Raw genomic sequence first — 19875 nt, forward strand, 5'->3', positions numbered from 1 at the left:
ATTTAACGTTTATGAGACATATTATTAACATCCTACAAGGAGAACAAAAGCCATGAGCCAAATACATAAACACGCTATTCCCGCAAACATTGCGGATCGTTGCCTGATAAACCCGGAGCAGTACGAAGAGAAATACCAGCAATCCGTTAACGAACCCGACACATTTTGGGGCGAGCAGGGAAAGATACTTGATTGGATCAAGCCGTACAGCCAGGTGAAGAACACCTCCTTCGCACCAGGCAACGTGTCGATTAAATGGTACGAAGACGGCACCCTGAACCTGGCCGCAAACTGCCTTGACCGTCATTTACAGGCAAATGGCGATCGCACCGCCATCATCTGGGAAGGCGATGACGCCACCCAAAGCAAAAACATTACTTATCGCGAACTGCATCGCGATGTTTGCCGTTTCGCCAATACGCTACTGGATTTAGGCATTAAAAAAGGCGACGTGGTGGCCATTTATATGCCGATGGTGCCGGAAGCGGCGGTTGCTATGCTGGCTTGCGCCCGCATTGGCGCGGTGCATTCGGTCATCTTCGGTGGTTTTTCACCAGAGGCGGTCGCCGGACGTATCATCGACTCCAATTCACGTCTGGTGATCACCGCCGACGAAGGCGTGCGCGCCGGCCGCGCCATCCCGCTGAAAAAGAACGTCGATGATGCGCTGAAAAACCCGAACGTGAAAACCGTTGAACATGTGGTCGTCCTCAAACGTACCGGTGGAAAAACGGAATGGCAGGAAGGCCGTGACTTGTGGTGGTCCGATCTTATCGAGAAAGCCAGCCCGGAACATCAGCCGGAAGAAATGAACGCGGAAGATCCGCTGTTTATCCTCTATACCTCCGGTTCAACCGGCAAGCCAAAAGGCGTACTGCATACCACCGGCGGATATCTGGTCTACGCCGCAACCACCTTTAAGTACGTGTTTGACTACCATCAGGGCGATATTTATTGGTGTACCGCTGACGTGGGTTGGGTAACCGGGCACAGCTACCTGCTGTATGGTCCGTTGGCCTGCGGCGCAACCACGCTGATGTTCGAAGGCGTGCCAAACTGGCCAACCCCGGCGCGTATGTCGCAGGTTGTGGACAAGCACCAGGTCAATATTCTGTATACCGCGCCGACCGCCATCCGCGCCCTGATGGCAGAAGGTGATAAAGCGATTGAAGGCACTGACCGCTCCTCGCTGCGTATCCTGGGTTCCGTTGGCGAGCCGATTAACCCGGAAGCATGGGAGTGGTACTGGAAGAAGATCGGCAACGAAAAATGCCCGGTCGTCGATACCTGGTGGCAGACCGAAACCGGTGGATTCATGATCACCCCGCTGCCGGGCGCCACCGAGCTGAAAGCGGGTTCCGCAACCCGTCCGTTCTTTGGCGTACAGCCTGCGATTGTCGATAACGAGGGTAATCCGCTGGAAGGCGCGACCGAAGGCAACCTGGTGATTACCGACTCGTGGCCGGGCCAGGCGAGAACGCTGTTTGGCGATCACGAACGCTTTGAGCAGACCTACTTTTCTACCTTCAAGAATATGTACTTCAGCGGCGATGGCGCGCGTCGTGACGAAGATGGCTATTACTGGATCACCGGTCGTGTGGACGATGTGCTGAACGTTTCTGGCCACCGTCTGGGAACGGCAGAAATCGAATCGGCGCTGGTGTCGCATCCGAAGATCGCCGAGGCCGCGGTGGTGGGTATTCCGCATAATATTAAAGGCCAGGCGATCTACGCCTACGTCACGCTGAATCACGGCGAAGAGCCGTCACCTGAGCTGTACGCCGAAGTGCGCAACTGGGTACGTAAAGAAATTGGTCCGCTGGCAACGCCAGACGTGCTGCACTGGACCGACTCACTGCCGAAAACCCGCTCCGGCAAAATCATGCGCCGTATTCTGCGTAAAATCGCGGCGGGCGATACCAGCAATCTGGGCGATACCTCGACCCTCGCCGATCCTGGCGTGGTAGAGAAACTGCTCGAAGAGAAGCAGGCCATCGCGATGCCATCATAACCATAACCGTGAAATGCCCGATGGTGCACAGCTTATCGGGCCTACAAATCCTACCCCTACCCCTCCCCTGACCGGGAGGGAAAATATAATAACCCACCCCAAAGGATTTCGCGTTGCAGGAAGGCGGCAAGCGAGCGCATCCCCAGGAGCATAGTTCACTATGTGACTGAGGTGGGCGAGTGCGGCCAACACACTTGCAACGTGAAAGACGAAGGGGGCCTCTGGAGAACTCTGTGATGAATGACTCTATTTATCAGCGGATAGAAGACAGTGCGCGTTTCAGGGAGTTAGTTGAAAAAAGGCAACGGTTTGCCACCATTCTGTCCATCATCATGCTGGCAGTTTACATCAGCTTTATTTTACTGATTGCCTTTGCGCCTGGCTGGCTGGGTACGCCGCTACACGCGGGAACCAGCGTCACCCGGGGTATTCCGATTGGGGTCGGTGTGATCCTTATCTCCTTCATCCTGACCGGGATCTATATCTGGCGGGCAAACGGTGAATTCGACCGCCTGAACAATGCGGTTCTGCACGAGGTTAAAGCATCATGAAGAGAGTCCTGACGGCGCTTGCCGCCACGCTGCCCTTCGCCGCAAACGCGGCGGATGCTATTAGCGGTGCAGTCCAACGCCAGCCAACCAACTGGCAGGCGATTGTCATGTTCCTGATTTTCGTCATCTTTACGCTCGGTATTACTTACTGGGCGTCTAAGCGCGTACGTTCGCGTAATGACTACTACACCGCCGGCGGTAACATCACTGGTTTCCAGAACGGGCTGGCGATTGCGGGCGACTATATGTCGGCGGCATCGTTTCTCGGGATTTCCGCGCTGGTGTTTACCTCCGGTTATGACGGGCTGATCTATTCACTCGGCTTCCTGGTCGGCTGGCCAATTATCCTGTTCCTGATTGCTGAGCGTCTGCGTAACCTGGGTCGTTACACCTTTGCAGATGTTGCTTCTTATCGTCTGAAGCAAGGACCAATCCGTATTCTGTCGGCCTGTGGTTCTCTGGTGGTGGTCGCGCTGTATCTGATCGCCCAGATGGTGGGCGCAGGTAAGCTGATTGAGCTGCTGTTTGGTCTGAACTATCACATCGCCGTCGTACTGGTTGGCGTGCTGATGATGATGTACGTCCTGTTTGGCGGCATGCTGGCGACCACCTGGGTACAGATCATCAAAGCCGTTCTGCTGCTGTTCGGCGCCAGCTTTATGGCCTTTATGGTGATGAAGCACGTCGGCTTTAGCTTCAACAACCTGTTCACCGAAGCAATGGCGGTACACCCGAAAGGTTCAGCCATTATGAGCCCGGGCGGACTGGTAAAAGATCCGATCTCCGCCCTGTCGTTAGGTCTCGGCCTGATGTTTGGTACGGCAGGCTTGCCGCACATCCTGATGCGCTTCTTCACGGTCAGCGATGCCCGCGAAGCACGTAAGAGCGTGTTCTATGCCACCGGTTTTATGGGTTATTTCTACATCCTGACCTTTATCATCGGCTTTGGCGCGATCATGCTGGTGGGCGCTAACCCGGCGTATAAAGACGCTGCTGGCGCGCTGATCGGCGGTAACAACATGGCGGCGGTTCACCTGGCGAATGCAGTGGGCGGCAACCTGTTCCTGGGCTTCATCTCAGCCGTGGCGTTTGCCACCATCCTGGCGGTGGTTGCAGGCCTGACGCTGGCGGGCGCATCGGCCGTTTCTCACGACCTGTATGCCAACGTGTTCCGTAAAGGCGCAACCGAACGTGAAGAACTGAAGGTGTCGAAAATCACCGTACTGGTGCTGGGGGTGATTGCCATCCTGCTCGGCGTGCTGTTTGAGAACCAGAATATCGCCTTCATGGTAGGTCTGGCGTTTGCTATCGCAGCCAGCTGCAACTTCCCGATCATTCTGCTCTCCATGTACTGGTCAAGACTGACCACGCGTGGCGCGATGTTGGGCGGCTGGTTAGGTCTGCTGACGGCGGTGGTGCTGATGGTGCTTGGCCCGACGATTTGGGTCCAGATCCTTGGTCACGAAAAAGCCATTTTCCCGTATGAATATCCGGCGCTGTTCTCCATCAGCGTAGCGTTCCTTGGGATCTGGTTCTTCTCTGCTACCGATAACTCAGAAGAAGGTAATCGCGAACGCGAGCAGTTCCGTGCCCAGTTCATCCGTTCCCAGACCGGGTACGGCGTAGAACAAGGTCGCGCGCACTAACCACACCTACTCATCCCCGGTCTGAACGACCGGGGCATTTTTTCAGAACATCACCATCGCGACCAGCGGCGCTACCAGCACCATCACCACGCCGGAAAGCATCATCACCAGGCTGGCGACCACGCCCTCCTGCTGGCCGAGCTCATAAGAGCGCGCCGTGCCCGCACCATGCGAGGCTGCGCCAAATCCTGCGCCTTTCGCCATCCCCTCCCGAATAGAAAGCCGTAAAAACAGTACATCGCCAACCGCCATACCGAATACACCGGTCACTACCACGAACAATGCCACCAGGTCTGGTTGCCCGCCCAACGGCTCTGCTGCTGCCAGCGCAAACGGCGTGGTGACGGAGCGCACCGCCAGGCTACGCTGGATTTCATCAGGCAACATAAACAGACGCGCCAGCCACACGGAACTGGTAACGGCCACCAGCGTTGCCGTCACCACGCCCGCCGTCAGTGACATCCAGTGCCGCTTAATCACGGCAAGGTTGTCATAAACCGGAACGGCAAAGGCGATGGTCGCAGGGCCTAACAGCCACAGTAGCCAGTGCGATTCACCAATATAGTTTTGCCAGGAGATATGCCCAAAGACCAGCATCAGGACCAGCAGAGCCGGAGTGAACACTAACGGCATCAGCGGTAATTTACGAAAACGGCGATACAGGCGCTTGTTGGCAAAATAGATGCCCAGCGTAATCACCAGACACAGCACGCTTAGCTGGAAATTACTCACGGTTTAGCCTGCTCATTTCATAGCGATACACTTTATCCACGACCCACGCCGTTGCGCCAAGCACCATCAACGTACTTAGCGCAATGACGGCAAATATGCGCCAACCATCGACCAACAACAGCTGCGTATAGTTGACGACAGCCACCACCGCCGGAACAAAAAACAGCAACATTTCAGCCAGTAACCAGCGAGCGCCTGCGCGAATCCAGTTCAGCGGGATAACCCGGCAGACAATCAGCGCCAACATCAGCACCATCCCAACCAGGTTGGCAGGAAGCGGCAGATGCAGCCAGGAGACAAGATATTGAGCAAATACAAATAGACCTGCGTACAACAGAACCTGAACGGGGATCTGGAGTCGATGAATAACGGCAGGCGTCACGCGGCTTATCGCCACAGCCATGAGGGTATGTCCTTAAAAAATAGAGAGCGCCAGTATAGAGAGCCCCCGTCCAGGACTGAAATGAATTAAACTCATTGCAGGCATAGTCTTAAGGAATAATCATGGATATCAGAACGCTGCGCTATTTTGTTGAGGTGGTTCGTCAGCAGAGCTTTACCCGCGCAGCGGAGAAGCTTTTTGTCACCCAGCCCACCATCAGCAAGATGTTGAAGAACCTTGAAGACGAGCTTAACTGCACGCTGTTAATCCGCGACGGTCGGCGACTCCTGTTAACCGACACCGGACAGGTTGTTTTCGAACGCGGCCTGGCGATCCTCGCCGAGTTTCGCCAGCTCGAAGCAGAACTCAGCGACATTAATCACCTCAACAAGGGAGTGCTGCGCCTCGGCATCCCCCCCATGGTCGGTATGTTGATGGCCGGGCCTATCAGCCTGTTTCGCCAGCGCTATCCCGGCGTTGAACTGAAGGTGTCTGAATTTGGAGGCTTAACCGTCCAGCAGGCGGTGATGAATGGCGATCTGGATGTCGCGATGACCGCGCTGCCGGTTGAAGAAGAGAGCGGCCTGGCGACCTTACCGCTTTTTAGCCATCCGCTCTGCGTGCTGGTCCCCCGCTCCGGTCAGTGGACAACGTGTGAATCCATTTCCCCCGAGGCGTTAGCGGAGCATCCCCTGCTTATCTATAACGAAGATTTCGCGTTGAGCCGTCAGTTGCTTGAGCTGTTTAACCAGCACAACGTCAAACCCCGCATCGCGGTACGCAGTGGGCAGTGGGATTTTCTGGCGGCGATGGTGCAAGCCGGAGTCGGGATCGCCATTTTACCGGAGCCGATTTGCCAGCGATTGGATAAGCAGACGCTGCGCTGGATCCCTTTGGAGAGTGATTTACGCTGGCAGTTGGGCATGATTTGGCGCGAAGGTGTGTATCTGTCGCACAGCGCCCAGGCGTGGCTCAAATGCTGTGAAGGGTTCTGGCTAACGCAAGAGTCGTAACATGCCGGGTGCGGCTTAACGCTTATCAGACCTACAATTGGATTCCGTAGGCCTGATAAGCGTAGCGCCATCAGGCACAACCGTTTATTCGTTCTCGATCAACAGCGCTTCCAGCAAATCCAGATCGTGCAGCAGTTTTTGCAGCGTCTCATTGCTGATTTCCCGCGTGGCGCGCAGGTGATAAAGTTCCGCGCGCTCGGAGCGCAGGGCCGCCAGACGGAAACGCCGCTCGAGGTTTTCTTCCTGCATCGAGCTTTCTACGTCGTTGCGTCCGTCGGCGCGTCGACGCAGGTTACCGATGACGCGTGAACTCACCTCGGTGAGCAACTGATTGTCGATGTTCTCTTCGGTGTCTGCGGCCAGACGTTCCTCCATTTTCTGGATGGCGACAATCGCCACTTCGGCCGTGGCAGCGCGGGCAATTCGTTCCTCTTTCTGCTGCTGCGAGTGGTCTGCCACTTCCAGGTGTTGCAGCAGAAGCGGCAGCATCACCACGCCAACAAACAGCGAGAACAGAATCACGCCCGCGGCAAGGAAGATCAGCTCATATCGCGCCGGGAAGCCGCTACCATCCGGTAACAGCAGCGGAATGGAGAGCACACCGGCGAGGGTAATGGCCCCACGCACGCCCGCAAAGGAGGCGATCATGATTTCACGCGTCGTCCAGGAACCAAACTCCATCGGCTTTTTCTTCAGGAAGCGCAGGCTAAACTTCTTCATCGTCCACAGCCAGCCAAAACGTACCAGCATCAGCGCCACGTAAATCAGCACGATATCGGTAAACAGCATCCAGATTTCTACATTCGGATCGGCTTCTGCCGCCGCCAAAGAAGACTCCAGAATCCCCGGCAACTGCAGTCCTAACAGCAAGAAAACCATGCCGTTAAACACAAACTCCAGCATCGCCCAGGTGCTGTTAGCACGTAAACGCATCGCCAGCGGCGCCCGGCGCATTACCCCGGAACGGGTGATGGTCATCCCGGCTGCGACCGCCGCGAGGATGCCGGAAACACCGATGTGTTCCGCAATCAGGTAAGACGCAAACGGCAGCAGGAACAGCAGAACGATTTGCGTTGCCGGTTCATCACCACCCCAGCGGCTGAGAAAACGCAGGGAGCGCCCGTACAGCCAACTGACGACAAAACCGGCCAGGATACCGCCAATCGCTACCTTGAAGAACTCAAGCGTTGCGCCACCAACCGTAAACACCATCGTGCCCATCGCCACGGCGACGGCAAATTTCAGTGATACCAGACCGGAGGCGTCGTTCATCAACGCTTCACCCTGCAGGATACCCATGATTTTCTTCGGTATGCGTCCCTCGCCCACTATGCCGGAAAGGGCCACGGCATCGGTTGGCGACAGGACAGCGGCCAGCGCAAAGGCTGGGATGAGAGGGATCCCCGGCACCAGCCAGTAAATCATAAAGCCAATCCCGACCACCGTGACCAGAACCAGCGCCAGCGCAAGGCCGAAGATCTCTCGCCCGTGCTCCAGAAACTCACGGGTTGGCGTCTTCCAGCCATCGGCGAAAAGCAGCGGCGGGATGAACAGAACCAGAAAAAGCTCAGGATCGAATTCCACATGCAAACCAAACGTCGGCCACGCCAGCAAGGCGCCGATGGCGATCTGCATAAGGGGTAAAGGGAGTTGGAATGGCAATACGCGAGTAAAAACCCCCGACAGCGAGACCACAAGGGTCATGATGAGTATGGTGAAAAAGATTTCCATGCGTTCCCTGTTTGCGATGTTTCTTATGATCAGTGATGAGAGGCGTCGTGCCTCAATTCTATCTACTTGAGAGTAACGCAAAAGACAACGAGAGTGTTGTGAAAATAAAAACGGGCGGCCAAAGCCACCCGTTTTCAGAATCTTCATCAAATGAGGATTAGATAGCCCAACCACCAGCGTAGAAGGCCACCAGCGCGATGGCGATGACCACTGTGCCGATGTTCAGTTTGCGCCATTCGCCAGAGACGATACGGCCAATCACCAGGGTAGCAAAGCCAATCATAATGCCGGTCACGATGTTACAGGTCAGCACGATAAATACGGCCGTTACCAGCCCCGCCATAGCGTCGACAAAGTCAGCAAAGTCGATTTTCGCTACGTTGCTCAACATCAACAGACCCACATACATCAGCGCAGGCGCCGTTGCATATACTGGTACAAGATAAGAGAGCGGAGAGAGGAACAGGATCAGCAGGAACAGTACGCCAACGGTGATCGCCGTCAGGCCAGTTTTGCCGCCTGCCGCCGTACCCGCTGCAGATTCAATATAAACCGCCGCCGGTGCAGCGCCCACCAGGCCAGAGAACACGCTGCTCAGGGAGTCGGTGGTCAGCGCTTTGCCGCCGTCAATAATCTGTCCGTCTTTATCCAGCAGATTCGCCTGTCCGGCTACCGCACGGATGGTTCCGGTCGCATCGAAGACAGCGGTCATGACCAGCGCCAGCACGCTCGGCAGTACGATCGGGTTTAGTGCGCCCATAATATCCAGGCTACCGATCAGCGAGTTGCCGTTTTCGTCGCTCAGAGAAGGCATGGCAAAAATACCGGAGAAATGTACGGCTGGGTCGAAAATCAGACCCACTACGGAAATACCGATAATAGTCAGCAGGATACCGCCCGGTACTTTCAGTTTTTCGAGGCCAATAATCACCGCCAGACCTACCAGCGACATAATCACCGGGAAGGTATCGAAATCGCCCAGCGCAACCGGCAGGCCGTCCAGCGGGTTTTTAATAACCAGACCCACGCCGTTTGCCGCAATCAGCAGCAGGAACAGGCCGATACCAATCCCCGTACCGTGCGCAACACCCTGCGGTAGATTGCGCAGGATCCAGCTACGAATACCGGTCGCGGAAATGATGGTAAACAGGACACCCATCAGGAACACCGCACCCAACGCAACAGGCACGCTGATATGTTGTCCCAGTACCAGGCTGAACGCGGTAAACGCCGTCAAAGAAATGGCGCAGCCAATCGCCAGCGGCAGGTTTGCCCACAGGCCCATCACAATAGAACCGACGCCCGCGACCAGACAGGTTGCCACAAATACAGCGGCAGGCGGGAATCCGGCTTTACCCAGCATCCCCGGAACCACGATAACGGAGTAGACCATGGCCAGGAACGTCGTTAATCCGGCAACGACTTCCTGACGAACGGTACTGCCGCGGAGCGAAATTTTAAACCAGGCGTCGAGTGAACCGCCGGTACGCGCTGAAGGCGTAGACATAGAAAACATCCCCTGAGAGTTTATTTTTTCGTCATTATGCGTGCTGGACAATCCACTGCCTGCTAAACGTTTTCTCCATGTGCCAGGTTTGCGTCAATAGGGGTGTCGCAAAAAAGCAAACGTTTAGCTCCGCGCATAAAAAACGGGTGGTAAAAAAAAGCAAACGATTATCCAGCGATCATACGCTGGTTTTCAACTGAACTTTGCCGCTTTTTACTCATTTCTTCTTATAACGCGCAATAAATAATCAGTCGATGCGCAAACGTTATCGTCAATGCGCAGTCTGGCAACAAATTTTGCGGAGTTATTACAACATCGGTGTGCCTTTTTCACGCAAACTTGCGCAAGAAAACCGGTGAAGATGCGGAAAATTTTTTGGCTAAAAAATCACCATTTCACTGGTAAATGGAGAGAGGTGGCTTACAATTACATTATCAACACAGACCGGAACCTCACCTAATGTGCTCGACTGAGGGGTGTTGATGTCGGGGGAAACCCTCCCGTGAACCAGCGGGATAGAGTGAAAGACAAAGACCGGAACCAAACTAAAGCGCCCTCTGTGGCGCTTTAGTTTTATATCCGTCAATCCATCAGATATTTCACATCAATCATCTTCCAGCAGACGCGCCCCGGTCCCCTTCTCGCCAAGCTGATCGCCTGGGTTACGCAACGGGCAATCGCTGCGCGACAAACAACCGCAACCAATACACCCATCCAGTTCATCGCGTAGCGCCACTAAAGTATGAATGCGTCGATCCAGCTCTTCACGCCATTGCGAAGAGAGCTGCTTCCACTCTTTAGCACTGAGCGAATGTCCTTCAGGTAATACGCCGAGCGCGTCACCGATCGTTGCCAACGGGATCCCGATGCGTTGAGCAATCTTGATAATCGCCACATAACGCAACACATCACGTCTGTATCGGCGCTGATTGCCGCTGTTGCGCATACTGCTGATTAACCCTTTGCTTTCATAGAAATGCAGGGTTGATACCGCTACGCCGCTACGCTTTGCGACTTCACCTGGCGTGAGCAGCGCTTTTATTCGGGGTAATTTCTTTTCCATAAATCGCTTTACCTCAAGTTAACTTGAGGAATTATACTCGCCCACAGACAAAACGACGAATCGAATACTGAAAAAGAGGCAGCCCTATGTCCCATCAGCAGATTATTCAGACCCTTATTGAATGGATTGACGACCATATCGATCAGCCGCTGAACATTGAGGCGGTGGCGAAAAAATCAGGTTACTCGAAGTGGTATTTACAGAGAATGTTCCGCACGGTGATGCGCCAGACGTTGGGTGACTATATCCGCCAGCGTCGACTCCTGCTGGCTGCTGTTGAACTGCGGACGACCGAGCGACCTATTTTCGATATCGCGATGGATCTTGGTTATGTATCACAACAAACCTTCTCACGCGTGTTTCGCCGCGAGTTTGATCGTACCCCCAGCGATTACCGCCACCGCCTGTAAGATTATTGCCCGCTCTGCGTCAGTATGGCGGGCGACCGTTGTATCCAGTGCATGAACTCCTGTGGCGGCAGCGCCTTCGCAAAATACCAGCCCTGACAATACTGTACGCCACGTTCGCGCAGCCACTCGATTTGCTCAACCGTCTCTACCCCTTCCGCAATCATCTTCAGGTGTAAGCTTTGCGCCATTTCGATGATATGTTCGGCAATCAGGTGACTGGTGCTGTTGGTGGACAACGTACTAATAAATGATTTGTCGATCTTCAGGATATCGATATTCAACGCGGATAAATTGTGTAGATTGGAATATCCCGTCCCAAAATCATCAAACGCCACTTCATAACCCGCCTGACGAAACGCCTGGATTACCGCGGTCATTTTATCTACATCAATAAACCCGCGTTCCGTCACCTCGACTTTAATTTGCTGCGCCGCCACAGAGTACTCACGGTTTTTGTCGGTAATCAGGGCAATAAGTCGGGATGAATGAAAGTCAGAAGCAGAGAGGTTTATCGAGATATAAAGCTGAGGATGCGCCGAAAGAAAATATCCTAAATCGTTGAATACCTCTTCAATCACGTAATCCGTGATCCGCTCAATCATTCCCTCTTTTTCAGCCAGCGGAATAAACTCGGTTGGGCTCATTACTTCACCATCACAGCTCGGCCAGCGCAGCAGAGCCTCAGCCCCTACGCACTGACCGTTTTCGATATCAATGATCGGCTGGTAGTGCAGACACAGTTGACGTTTTTTGATTGCGCGTTTTAACAAGCGGCGAGGAGATAAGTATTCCTGACGCGTGCGCCACCACATTAACAGCATCAGGATGCTGCAGATAATCCCGAAAGGAATCGTTAACGCAGCCTCATGATAGAAAATCGAATGTATGCGTTTATCCGAGGTCGACACAATAATCGCAATCGGGCGTTTTTCTGAATGCACTTTGGTGTAGAAGCGATCGTCCAACTGGAAGGTTGAGGCTTCACCGTGCACCAACGGCAATAACTGCGCAATAGGCGCCCCTTCGCTGGCAGAGAAAAAAGTACCCGTTACCGTGTCATACACGCCCCAGGACAGGTCCGGGTCATCTGACATAACTTCGCTGTAAGATAATGGGTTGATGACGACAACGTAGTTTCCACGTTGCATATACGTCATTCTGTAGCCAGCGAAAAAGGGGGTATCGCGATAGTAATAGATGGAGATGTCCGGCGTACGTTTATAGTCGGCGGTCGGCATAATATAGGCGACTGGCGGCGCCATCGACGTAGAGCACAAAAAATGATCGCCCTGCGCATAAATTAGCTCGCTGATATATAAACGACCACGAATAATATCTAGCATATTTTTCTGATGTGCCGGGGTACACATCTTACCTTGATACAACAGGGCCATATCTCGCGCTAAATCGGCTTGTTGGATCACCAATTCAGTTTTATTTAACACCAGTTGCGCAAAAGAGCGAAGTTGATTACGGGTTTCGGACATTGCCCGGATTTGAGCAAACCATAACGCCAGCACCACGGGGAGCAATACCACCATGAATGTTCCGAGGAACTTCAGTATCTTGCGTCGCGCACTGTGATTCATGTCAGCCCTGTTTCCCTGTTTCGTATATGCCAGAACCCATTAAGGCAAGATGCTATAAACACCGACTGATTAAGTTGCATGAATCTATCAGTATTAGCAACAGACTTCTCTATGTAAAAGTCTGATAATAGTTGATGATGATATTATTTTTCCGTAAGGCAAACTTAAAGTTATGCTTATTTCATAACGTTATTATCCTCAAGGAGTAATTTTTTATAAGCACTATCCTGGCTTTATTTAAGAAATTCATTAGATTTTTTTAACGATGAATTTAGGATAAATAAAACAGGTAACAAAAATGCATCTTTAAGATTGATTATTTAGTATCATTGCTTCCTTAAATATAACCACATATTTAACATGGTTATCATCCTGCAAAAAATACGCCCAACACTGGTGAACAAACGAGCATATGTGATATAGTTCACAAAAATCATGTAACAGAAACGATGTTTCATTCATGTTATTGCCCGTCGATAGCCAGAGTACTACACCCTCGGTGAACACCCCCGCGCTGTCCTGGGCATCCAGACTTTCTGAGGACGTTTTTCATGGCAACGATAACAACTGGCGTGGTTCTTCTGCGGTGGCAATTACTCAGTGCAGTGCTGATGTTTTTAGCCAGTACGCTCAATATCCGTTTTCGTAAATCAGATTATATTGGCCTGGCCGTCATTAGCAGCGGTTTAGGGCTGGTATTTGCCTGCTGGTTTGCGACCGGATTACTCGGCATAACCCTGGTGGATATGTCCGCAATCTGGAAGAACATTGAAACCGTAATGGTTGAAGTGATGAGTCATACACCGCCAGACTGGCCGATGGTGTTGAACTGATAACAGAATTGCATATGGCTACCCCAGTTCTGAGGTAGCCATAATTTTCAGCGAAAAGCAGAAGGATTAGAACGGAATATCGTCGTCGAAATCCATCGGCGGCTCATTAGACGGCGCTGCCGGAGCCGACTGCTGCTGCGGGCGAGACTGCGCGCCGCCGCTGAACTGATTGCCACCTTGCGGCTGCTGAGGCTGACCCCAACCACCCTGCTGCTGGCCGCCACCTGCCGGAGCCCCACCACCCTGACGACCGCCCAGCATTTGCATGGTGCCGCCAACGTTAACCACAACTTCAGTGGTGTACTTTTCTACGCCGGATTGATCGGTCCATTTGCGGGTACGCAGCTGACCTTCGATATAGACCTGGGAACCTTTACGCAGATATTCGCTGGCAACTTCCGCCAGTTTGCCAAACAGCACCACACGGTGCCATTCAGTCTGCTCTTTCATTTCGCCGGTCGCTTTATCACGCCAGGATTCGGAAGTAGCCAGCGTAATGTTGGCAACTGCGCCACCATTCGGCATATAGCGTACTTCCGGGTCCTGGCCCAGATTACCGACGAGAATCACCTTGTTTACGCCTCTGCTGGCCATGATCGTGTCTCCTGAAAAACGTTACTGAATAAGTGTAAGCGCGGGATTGTAGCATTTCCAATAGCGCTTTTACTACGTTGCGAGATCGATTCCAGTAAACAACCCCAGACAGACATTGTTGCACAGGCATCTGCGTTTTGCATTCCAATACTGTATATCCATTCAGGTCAGGTTGTGTCATAATTAACCGTTTGTGATCGCCGGTAGCACCATGCAGCCAGGCAAAAAAGCGTTTAATCCGGGAAAGATGAATGGATAAGATCGAAGTTCGGGGCGCCCGCACCCATAATCTCAAGAACATCAACCTCGTCATCCCGCGCGACAAGCTGATTGTCGTCACCGGGCTTTCGGGCTCAGGCAAATCTTCGCTCGCTTTCGACACCTTGTATGCCGAAGGGCAGCGTCGTTACGTTGAATCCCTTTCCGCGTACGCGCGTCAGTTTCTGTCGCTGATGGAAAAGCCGGATGTCGACCACATTGAGGGGCTGTCTCCCGCCATCTCAATTGAACAAAAATCGACATCCCACAACCCGCGATCCACGGTAGGTACGATTACCGAAATTCACGACTATCTGCGTCTGCTGTTTGCCCGCGTTGGCGAACCGCGCTGCCCGGATCACGACGTTCCCCTGGCGGCCCAGACCGTTAGCCAGATGGTGGACAACGTTCTGTCGCAGCCGGAAGGCAAACGTCTGATGCTGCTGGCGCCGGTGATTAAAGAGCGTAAAGGCGAGCATACTAAAACGCTGGAAAACCTGGCAGGCCAGGGCTATATCCGCGCCCGTATCGACGGTGAAGTGTGCGACCTTTCCGATCCGCCCAAGCTTGAACTGCAAAAGAAACACACTATTGAAGTGGTGATTGACCGCTTTAAAGTCCGCGACGATCTCACCCAGCGACTGGCAGAATCCTTTGAAACCGCGCTGGAACTGTCCGGTGGTACGGCGGTGGTCGCCGATATGGACGATCCGAAAGCGGAAGAGTTGCTGTTCTCCGCCAACTTCGCCTGCCCGATCTGCGGCTACAGCATGCGCGAGCTGGAACCACGCCTGTTCTCGTTCAATAACCCAGCGGGTGCATGCCCGACCTGTGACGGTCTCGGCGTGCAGCAGTATTTCGATCCTGACCGGGTGATCCAAAATCCGGAACTGTCGCTGGCCGGTGGTGCTATCCGCGGCTGGGATCGCCGTAACTTCTATTACTTCCAGATGCTTAAGTCACTGGCGGAACACTATAAATTCGACGTCGAAGCCCCATGGGCCAGCCTGAACCCTGCCGTGCATAAAGTGGTGCTGTACGGTTCCGGTAAAGAGAATATCGAATTTAAATACATGAACGATCGCGGCGATACGTCCGTACGCCGCCATCCGTTCGAAGGCGTATTGCACAATATGGAGCGCCGTTATAAAGAGACGGAATCCAGCGCGGTACGTGAAGAATTAGCCAAGTTCATTAGCAACCGACCGTGCGCCAGCTGTGAGGGGACGCGTTTACGCCGGGAAGCCCGCCACGTATTTGTCGAAAATACGCCGCTGCCCGCGATTTCCGACATGAGCATCGGTCACGCCATGGATTTCTTCAACAACCTGAAGCTTGCGGGTCAGCGAGCGAAGATTGCAGAGAAAATTCTCAAAGAGATTGGCGATCGTCTGAAGTTCCTGGTCAACGTCGGCCTCAACTATCTGACGCTGTCGCGTTCAGCAGAAACGCTCTCCGGCGGCGAAGCCCAGCGTATTCGTCTGGCAAGCCAGATCGGCGCAGGTCTGGTCGGCGTAATGTACGTGTTGGATGAACCGTCTATCGGTCTGCATCAGCGCGATAACGAGCGTCTGTTAGGCACGCTTATCCACCTGCGTAATCTGGGCAATACCGTCATTGTGGTTGAGCACGATGAAGACGCGATTCGCGCCGCTGACCACGTCATCGACATCGGCCCCGGCGCGGGCGTTCACGGTGGCCAGGTGGTTGCCGAAGGTACGCTAAAAGATATCATGGCCGTGCCTGAGTCGCTGACCGGCCAGTACATGAGCGGTAAGCGCAAGATTGAAGTGCCGAAACAGCGCGTGGCGGCAGACCCGGAAAAAGTGTTGAAGCTGACCGGCGCGCGCGGTAACAACCTGAAAGATGTCACGCTGACGCTGCCGGTTGGTTTATTTACCTGCATTACCGGTGTTTCCGGTTCGGGTAAATCGACGCTAATTAACGACACGCTGTTCCCGATTGCGCAGACGGCGCTGAACGGCGCCACGCTGGCTGAACCCGCGCCATATCGTGATGTTCAGGGTCTGGAACATTTCGACAAAGTGATCGACATTGACCAAAGCCCGATTGGCCGTACGCCGCGCTCTAACCCGGCAACCTACACCGGCGTGTTTACGCCAGTGCGCGAACTGTTTGCCGGCGTGCCGGAGTCGCGTGCGCGCGGTTATACTCCGGGTCGTTTCAGCTTTAACGTCCGCGGCGGACGCTGTGAAGCCTGTCAGGGCGACGGCGTGATCAAAGTCGAAATGCACTTCCTGCCGGATATCTACGTGCCGTGCGATCAGTGTAAGGGCAAGCGCTATAACCGCGAAACACTGGAGATTAAGTACAAGGGCAAGACTATCCACGAAGTGCTGGATATGACGATTGAAGAAGCGCGTGAGTTCTTCGATGCCGTTCCGGCGCTGGCGCGTAAGCTGCAAACGCTGATGGACGTGGGTCTGACGTACATTCGACTGGGTCAGTCCGCCACCACGCTCTCGGGCGGTGAAGCGCAGCGCGTGAAGCTGGCGCGTGAACTGTCCAAACGCGGTACCGGTCAAACGCTGTATATTCTCGACGAACCGACCACCGGTCTGCATTTTGCGGATATTCAGCAACTGCTGGACGTGCTGCATCAGCTCCGGGATCAGGGCAACACCATCGTAGTGATTGAGCACAATCTGGACGTGATAAAAACCGCTGACTGGATTGTCGATCTCGGTCCGGAAGGCGGCAGCGGCGGCGGGGAAATTCTGGTTTCAGGCACACCAGAAACAGTCGCTGAGTGTGGAGCCTCACACACGGCCCGTTTCCTCAAACCACTGTTGTAATCATGCCGATGGCGCTACGCTTATCAGGCCTACAAAATATGCATAATTGCTTGTAGGCCGGATAAGGCGCTGGCGCCTCATTGCGGAAAACAGATCAGGACTGCGCCAGTATCCGGCGTTTATCTTCCGGCAGCGTGTTTACGGCCTGCTGATAAGAGGCGTCTACCAGGTAGTAGATTTGCGAATCCGGCAGCGAGCCGTCCAGATACACCGTACTCCAGTGCGCCTTATTGAGATGCCGGCTTGGCCGTACATCGCTATGCTGCTGACGTAACAACTCTGCCAGTTCCGGGCTGGTTTTCAGTGACACCGCCGGGCGTTCTTCCACCTCTTTTACCATGGCAAAAAGCACATCTTCGACTTTGATTTGTGTGGCCTTCCAGTCACTGTGTACGCTCTGCTCGGCGCCCATTTTTGCCATGCAGTATTGCAGCAACTCCGAATTCGTCATCTTAATTCCCCTTACCAGCATATTGCCTAATGAGAACATCTTTTATTCAGTGTGCAGCAAGTCCGCAAAAGGTAAAAGCAGGTAACGCAAATTTGTTTAAAAAAACAACAACCGCAAGCAACGTCCTCAATACTCCGAGTTGACGATCACCTCTTCACCAAACGCGCCGGCCTGTGGCAACGGTTTATAAGTGGAGTTAGAAGCGCGTAAAATACGAATACCGCGAATACCCACATCTCGGGCGGCGGTAATGTCATTATCAGAGTCGCCGTAGAACATACGGATATTTTTATCCTGCAGCCACTGCGTTTTCGTATTCTGGCCCGGCTTATCACCGGCAAAAATGACCGGGTTCATATTGCCGGCCGGGATGTGAAAGTTATCGGACAGCGTTTTCGACACCGTTTCGGTCTTCGTCTGGCTACGCCCGGTTACGAAAAAGATGCTGTCGCCGCGACGCACGTGCATATCAATCAGCTGACGCGCCACTTCTTTCGGAATGCTGAATTCGTCCCAGCCATTGTTCATTTTTTCCCAGAAGGCCGGATTTTTCAGGTAATCCTCACTGTTCGGAGAATACGTTTTTTGACCGCGCCAGAAGCCTGGGCTGGAAAAGAGGACGGTGTCATCGATATCAAACCCGACGGCCATCGGCGGGCGTCCGGTCAGGCTGTTTTCAATTTGTGCCACGGAGACCCAGTGAATGGGTGCCTGCTCAGCGAGTTTTGCAACGTTGGTGCCTGGATTAAGCTGAGAGGGAGAAGAAACTAACGCCTGGGCCGGCTGATTTAGCGTGAACAATAAACAAACGGCACTCAGTGCCAACGTAAACTTGCGCATATTTTTTCCCTAAGTAGTCAGTTAGTTATCATTTTTTTATTAACAACTGGTCAAAAAACTATCTGACCTTACCCCTTAGGGGGAGGGAAAGGAAGGATTTTCTCTGGTTTTGTCCTGGAAAAAGAGCATGATCACATTGGAAAACAGACCAATAGCACGGTGAAAGAAAGTAGGCCGGATAAGGTGATTACACCGCCATCCGGCAACACAATGCCTGATGGCGCGACGCTTATCAGGCCTAAAAACCCGGTTACATGACGGCGGCAAATGCCTTCGCCACCCGCTGCACGTTACCGTGATTCAACCCGGCCACGCACATACGACCACTGGCTATCAGGTACACACCGAACTCATCGCGCAGGCGATCGACCTGAGCAGCGCTGAGCCCGGTATAGCTGAACATCCCGCGCTGTTGCAGCAGGTAATCAAAGTTACGACCTGGGATCTCCGCATTCAATACGTTAACCAGCGCCTGGCGCATCGCCAGAATACGGGTACGCATCTCTTCGACTTCCGCCAGCCAGCTGGCTTTCAGCGCGTCATCACCCAACACTGCGGCCACGACCTGCGCACCAAAGTTTGGCGGGCTGGAATAGTTACGACGCACCGTCGCTTTTAGCTGCCCCAGAACGCGGCTGGCGGCATCAGCGTCTTCACAGACCACTGAAAGTCCGCCGACACGTTCGCCGTACAAAGAGAAAATCTTCGAGAATGAGTTGCTGACCAGTGCAGGTAATCCGGCGCTGGCAATGGCGCGGATCGCATAGGCATCGTCTTCCATTCCACCGCCGAAACCCTGGTAAGCAATATCCAGGAACGGGATCAGATCGCGAGCTTTCAGGATCTCAATTACACCATCCCATTGCGCGGGGGTTAAATCCGCACCCGTCGGGTTATGGCAGCACGGATGCAGCAGTACGATGCTGCGCGCCGGTAAGGTGTTCAGCGTGGCCAGCAGGTCGTTGAAACGCACGCCATTGGTGGTGTTGTCATACCAGGGGTAAGTACTTACTTCGAATCCAGCACCTTCAAAAATCGCGATGTGGTTTTCCCAGGTCGGATCGCTGACCCACACGCCAGAATCAGGAAAATAGCGTTTCAGGAAGTCTGCGCCAACCTTTAGCGCACCGGAGCCGCCCAGCGTCTGAATCGTTGCGACGCGCTGCTGCTGGAGAACCGGATGCTCTGCGCCAAACAGCAGCGGCGCAATAGTATGGCGATAAGTGTTCAGACCTTCCATCGGCAGATACAGCGAAGCGCCATGCGGTTTGGCATTCAGTCGGGCTTCCGCTTCTGCCACCGCTTTAAGCTGAGGAATAATGCCGTCTTCGTTGTAGTACAGACCGATGCTGAGGTTCACTTTGTCGCTACGTGAATCGTCTTTGAAACGCTCCATGAGCGATAAAATCGGGTCGCCGGCGTAGGCGTCAACTTTTTGAAACACGTGT

17 protein-coding genes are annotated in these 19875 nt (G+C 53.6%); 7 read left to right on the plus strand and 10 right to left on the minus strand.

The window, feature by feature from the left end; translation table 11 throughout:
• The first annotated feature begins 52 nt into the window (after window positions 1-52).
• The 3 genes from acs (at window position 53) to actP (ending at window position 4208) form a co-directional block, all read left to right on the plus strand.
• The gene (acs, locus tag HVZ52_RS21085; protein ID WP_016155371.1) at window positions 53-2011 is read left to right on the plus strand and encodes an acetate--CoA ligase; all 1959 of its coding nucleotides are present in this window, start codon (window positions 53-55) and stop codon (window positions 2009-2011) included.
• Window positions 2012-2247: 236 nt separating this feature from the next.
• On the plus strand, window positions 2248-2562 hold the full coding sequence (locus tag HVZ52_RS21090; RefSeq protein WP_016155370.1) for a DUF485 domain-containing protein: 315 nt from the start codon (window positions 2248-2250) through the stop codon (window positions 2560-2562).
• The gene (gene actP / locus HVZ52_RS21095) at window positions 2559-4208 is read left to right on the plus strand and encodes a cation/acetate symporter ActP (protein WP_016155369.1); all 1650 of its coding nucleotides are present in this window, start codon (window positions 2559-2561) and stop codon (window positions 4206-4208) included. Before HVZ52_RS21090 ends, actP begins: the two co-directional genes overlap by 4 nt.
• A gap of 42 nt (window positions 4209-4250) precedes the next feature.
• On the opposite strand, the gene HVZ52_RS21100 is transcribed toward actP, so the two are convergent.
• A complete protein-coding gene (locus tag HVZ52_RS21100; protein WP_016155368.1) occupies window positions 4251-4940 on the minus strand; it encodes an LrgB family protein in 690 nt (229 codons plus the stop codon).
• The gene (locus tag HVZ52_RS21105) at window positions 4933-5343 is read right to left on the minus strand and encodes a CidA/LrgA family protein (protein ID WP_016155367.1); all 411 of its coding nucleotides are present in this window, start codon (window positions 5341-5343) and stop codon (window positions 4933-4935) included. Before HVZ52_RS21105 ends, HVZ52_RS21100 begins: the two co-directional genes overlap by 8 nt.
• Before the next feature lie 101 nt (window positions 5344-5444).
• Between HVZ52_RS21105 and HVZ52_RS21110 the strand changes: the two genes are divergently transcribed.
• A complete protein-coding gene (locus HVZ52_RS21110) occupies window positions 5445-6335 on the plus strand; it encodes a LysR family transcriptional regulator (RefSeq protein WP_016155366.1) in 891 nt (296 codons plus the stop codon).
• Between the two features lie 84 nt (window positions 6336-6419).
• On the opposite strand, the gene HVZ52_RS21115 is transcribed toward HVZ52_RS21110, so the two are convergent.
• From HVZ52_RS21115 to soxR, 3 genes are all read right to left on the minus strand, one after another.
• Window positions 6420-8066: a Na+/H+ antiporter gene (locus tag HVZ52_RS21115; protein ID WP_016155450.1), complete on the minus strand. Its 1647-nt coding sequence runs from the start codon at window positions 8064-8066 to the stop codon at window positions 6420-6422.
• Window positions 8067-8223: 157 nt separating this feature from the next.
• A complete protein-coding gene (gene ghxP, locus HVZ52_RS21120; protein WP_016155449.1) occupies window positions 8224-9573 on the minus strand; it encodes a guanine/hypoxanthine transporter GhxP in 1350 nt (449 codons plus the stop codon).
• Window positions 9574-10177: 604 nt separating this feature from the next.
• Window positions 10178-10636 (minus strand): redox-sensitive transcriptional activator SoxR, encoded by a 459-nt coding sequence (soxR, locus tag HVZ52_RS21125; protein WP_016155363.1) that lies wholly within the window; start codon window positions 10634-10636, stop codon window positions 10178-10180.
• Between the two features lie 86 nt (window positions 10637-10722).
• Between soxR and soxS the strand changes: the two genes are divergently transcribed.
• Complete coding sequence (gene soxS, locus HVZ52_RS21130; protein ID WP_016155362.1) at window positions 10723-11046, plus strand: superoxide response transcriptional regulator SoxS; 324 nt, start codon at window positions 10723-10725, stop codon at window positions 11044-11046.
• Window positions 11047-11048: 2 nt separating this feature from the next.
• Here the strand turns inward: soxS and HVZ52_RS21135 are convergent, their stop codons facing one another.
• On the minus strand, window positions 11049-12635 hold the full coding sequence (locus tag HVZ52_RS21135) for an EAL domain-containing protein (protein WP_181598658.1): 1587 nt from the start codon (window positions 12633-12635) through the stop codon (window positions 11049-11051).
• 551 nt (window positions 12636-13186) lie between these two features.
• Here HVZ52_RS21135 and HVZ52_RS21140 point away from each other — a divergent pair.
• Window positions 13187-13468 carry a YjcB family protein gene (locus HVZ52_RS21140; RefSeq protein WP_016155360.1) on the plus strand — a complete coding sequence of 94 codons (282 nt, stop codon included), beginning with the start codon at window positions 13187-13189 and terminating at the stop codon, window positions 13466-13468.
• A 66-nt stretch (window positions 13469-13534) separates the two neighbouring features.
• Here HVZ52_RS21140 and ssb1 read toward each other — a convergent pair whose 3' ends face one another.
• Complete coding sequence (gene ssb1, locus HVZ52_RS21145; RefSeq protein WP_016155359.1) at window positions 13535-14062, minus strand: single-stranded DNA-binding protein SSB1; 528 nt, start codon at window positions 14060-14062, stop codon at window positions 13535-13537.
• A gap of 251 nt (window positions 14063-14313) precedes the next feature.
• Here ssb1 and uvrA point away from each other — a divergent pair, with 251 nt between their 5' ends.
• The gene (gene uvrA / locus HVZ52_RS21150; RefSeq protein WP_181598659.1) at window positions 14314-17136 is read left to right on the plus strand and encodes an excinuclease ABC subunit UvrA; all 2823 of its coding nucleotides are present in this window, start codon (window positions 14314-14316) and stop codon (window positions 17134-17136) included.
• Between the two features lie 94 nt (window positions 17137-17230).
• Here uvrA and HVZ52_RS21155 read toward each other — a convergent pair whose 3' ends face one another.
• The 3 genes from HVZ52_RS21155 to tyrB form a co-directional block, all read right to left on the minus strand.
• Window positions 17231-17587, minus strand: coding sequence for an MmcQ/YjbR family DNA-binding protein (locus HVZ52_RS21155; RefSeq protein WP_016155357.1), 357 nt, complete (start codon window positions 17585-17587; stop codon window positions 17231-17233).
• A gap of 126 nt (window positions 17588-17713) precedes the next feature.
• The gene (gene aphA / locus HVZ52_RS21160; RefSeq protein WP_181598660.1) at window positions 17714-18427 is read right to left on the minus strand and encodes an acid phosphatase AphA; all 714 of its coding nucleotides are present in this window, start codon (window positions 18425-18427) and stop codon (window positions 17714-17716) included.
• A gap of 250 nt (window positions 18428-18677) precedes the next feature.
• On the minus strand, window positions 18678-19871 hold the full coding sequence (gene tyrB / locus HVZ52_RS21165) for an aromatic amino acid transaminase (RefSeq protein ID WP_181598661.1): 1194 nt from the start codon (window positions 19869-19871) through the stop codon (window positions 18678-18680).
• Between the last annotated feature and the right edge of the window lie 4 nt (window positions 19872-19875).

Origin of the sequence: Citrobacter sp. RHB36-C18 (genome assembly GCF_013814485.1) — a bacterium.
Lineage (GTDB): Bacteria > Pseudomonadota > Gammaproteobacteria > Enterobacterales > Enterobacteriaceae > Citrobacter > Citrobacter braakii.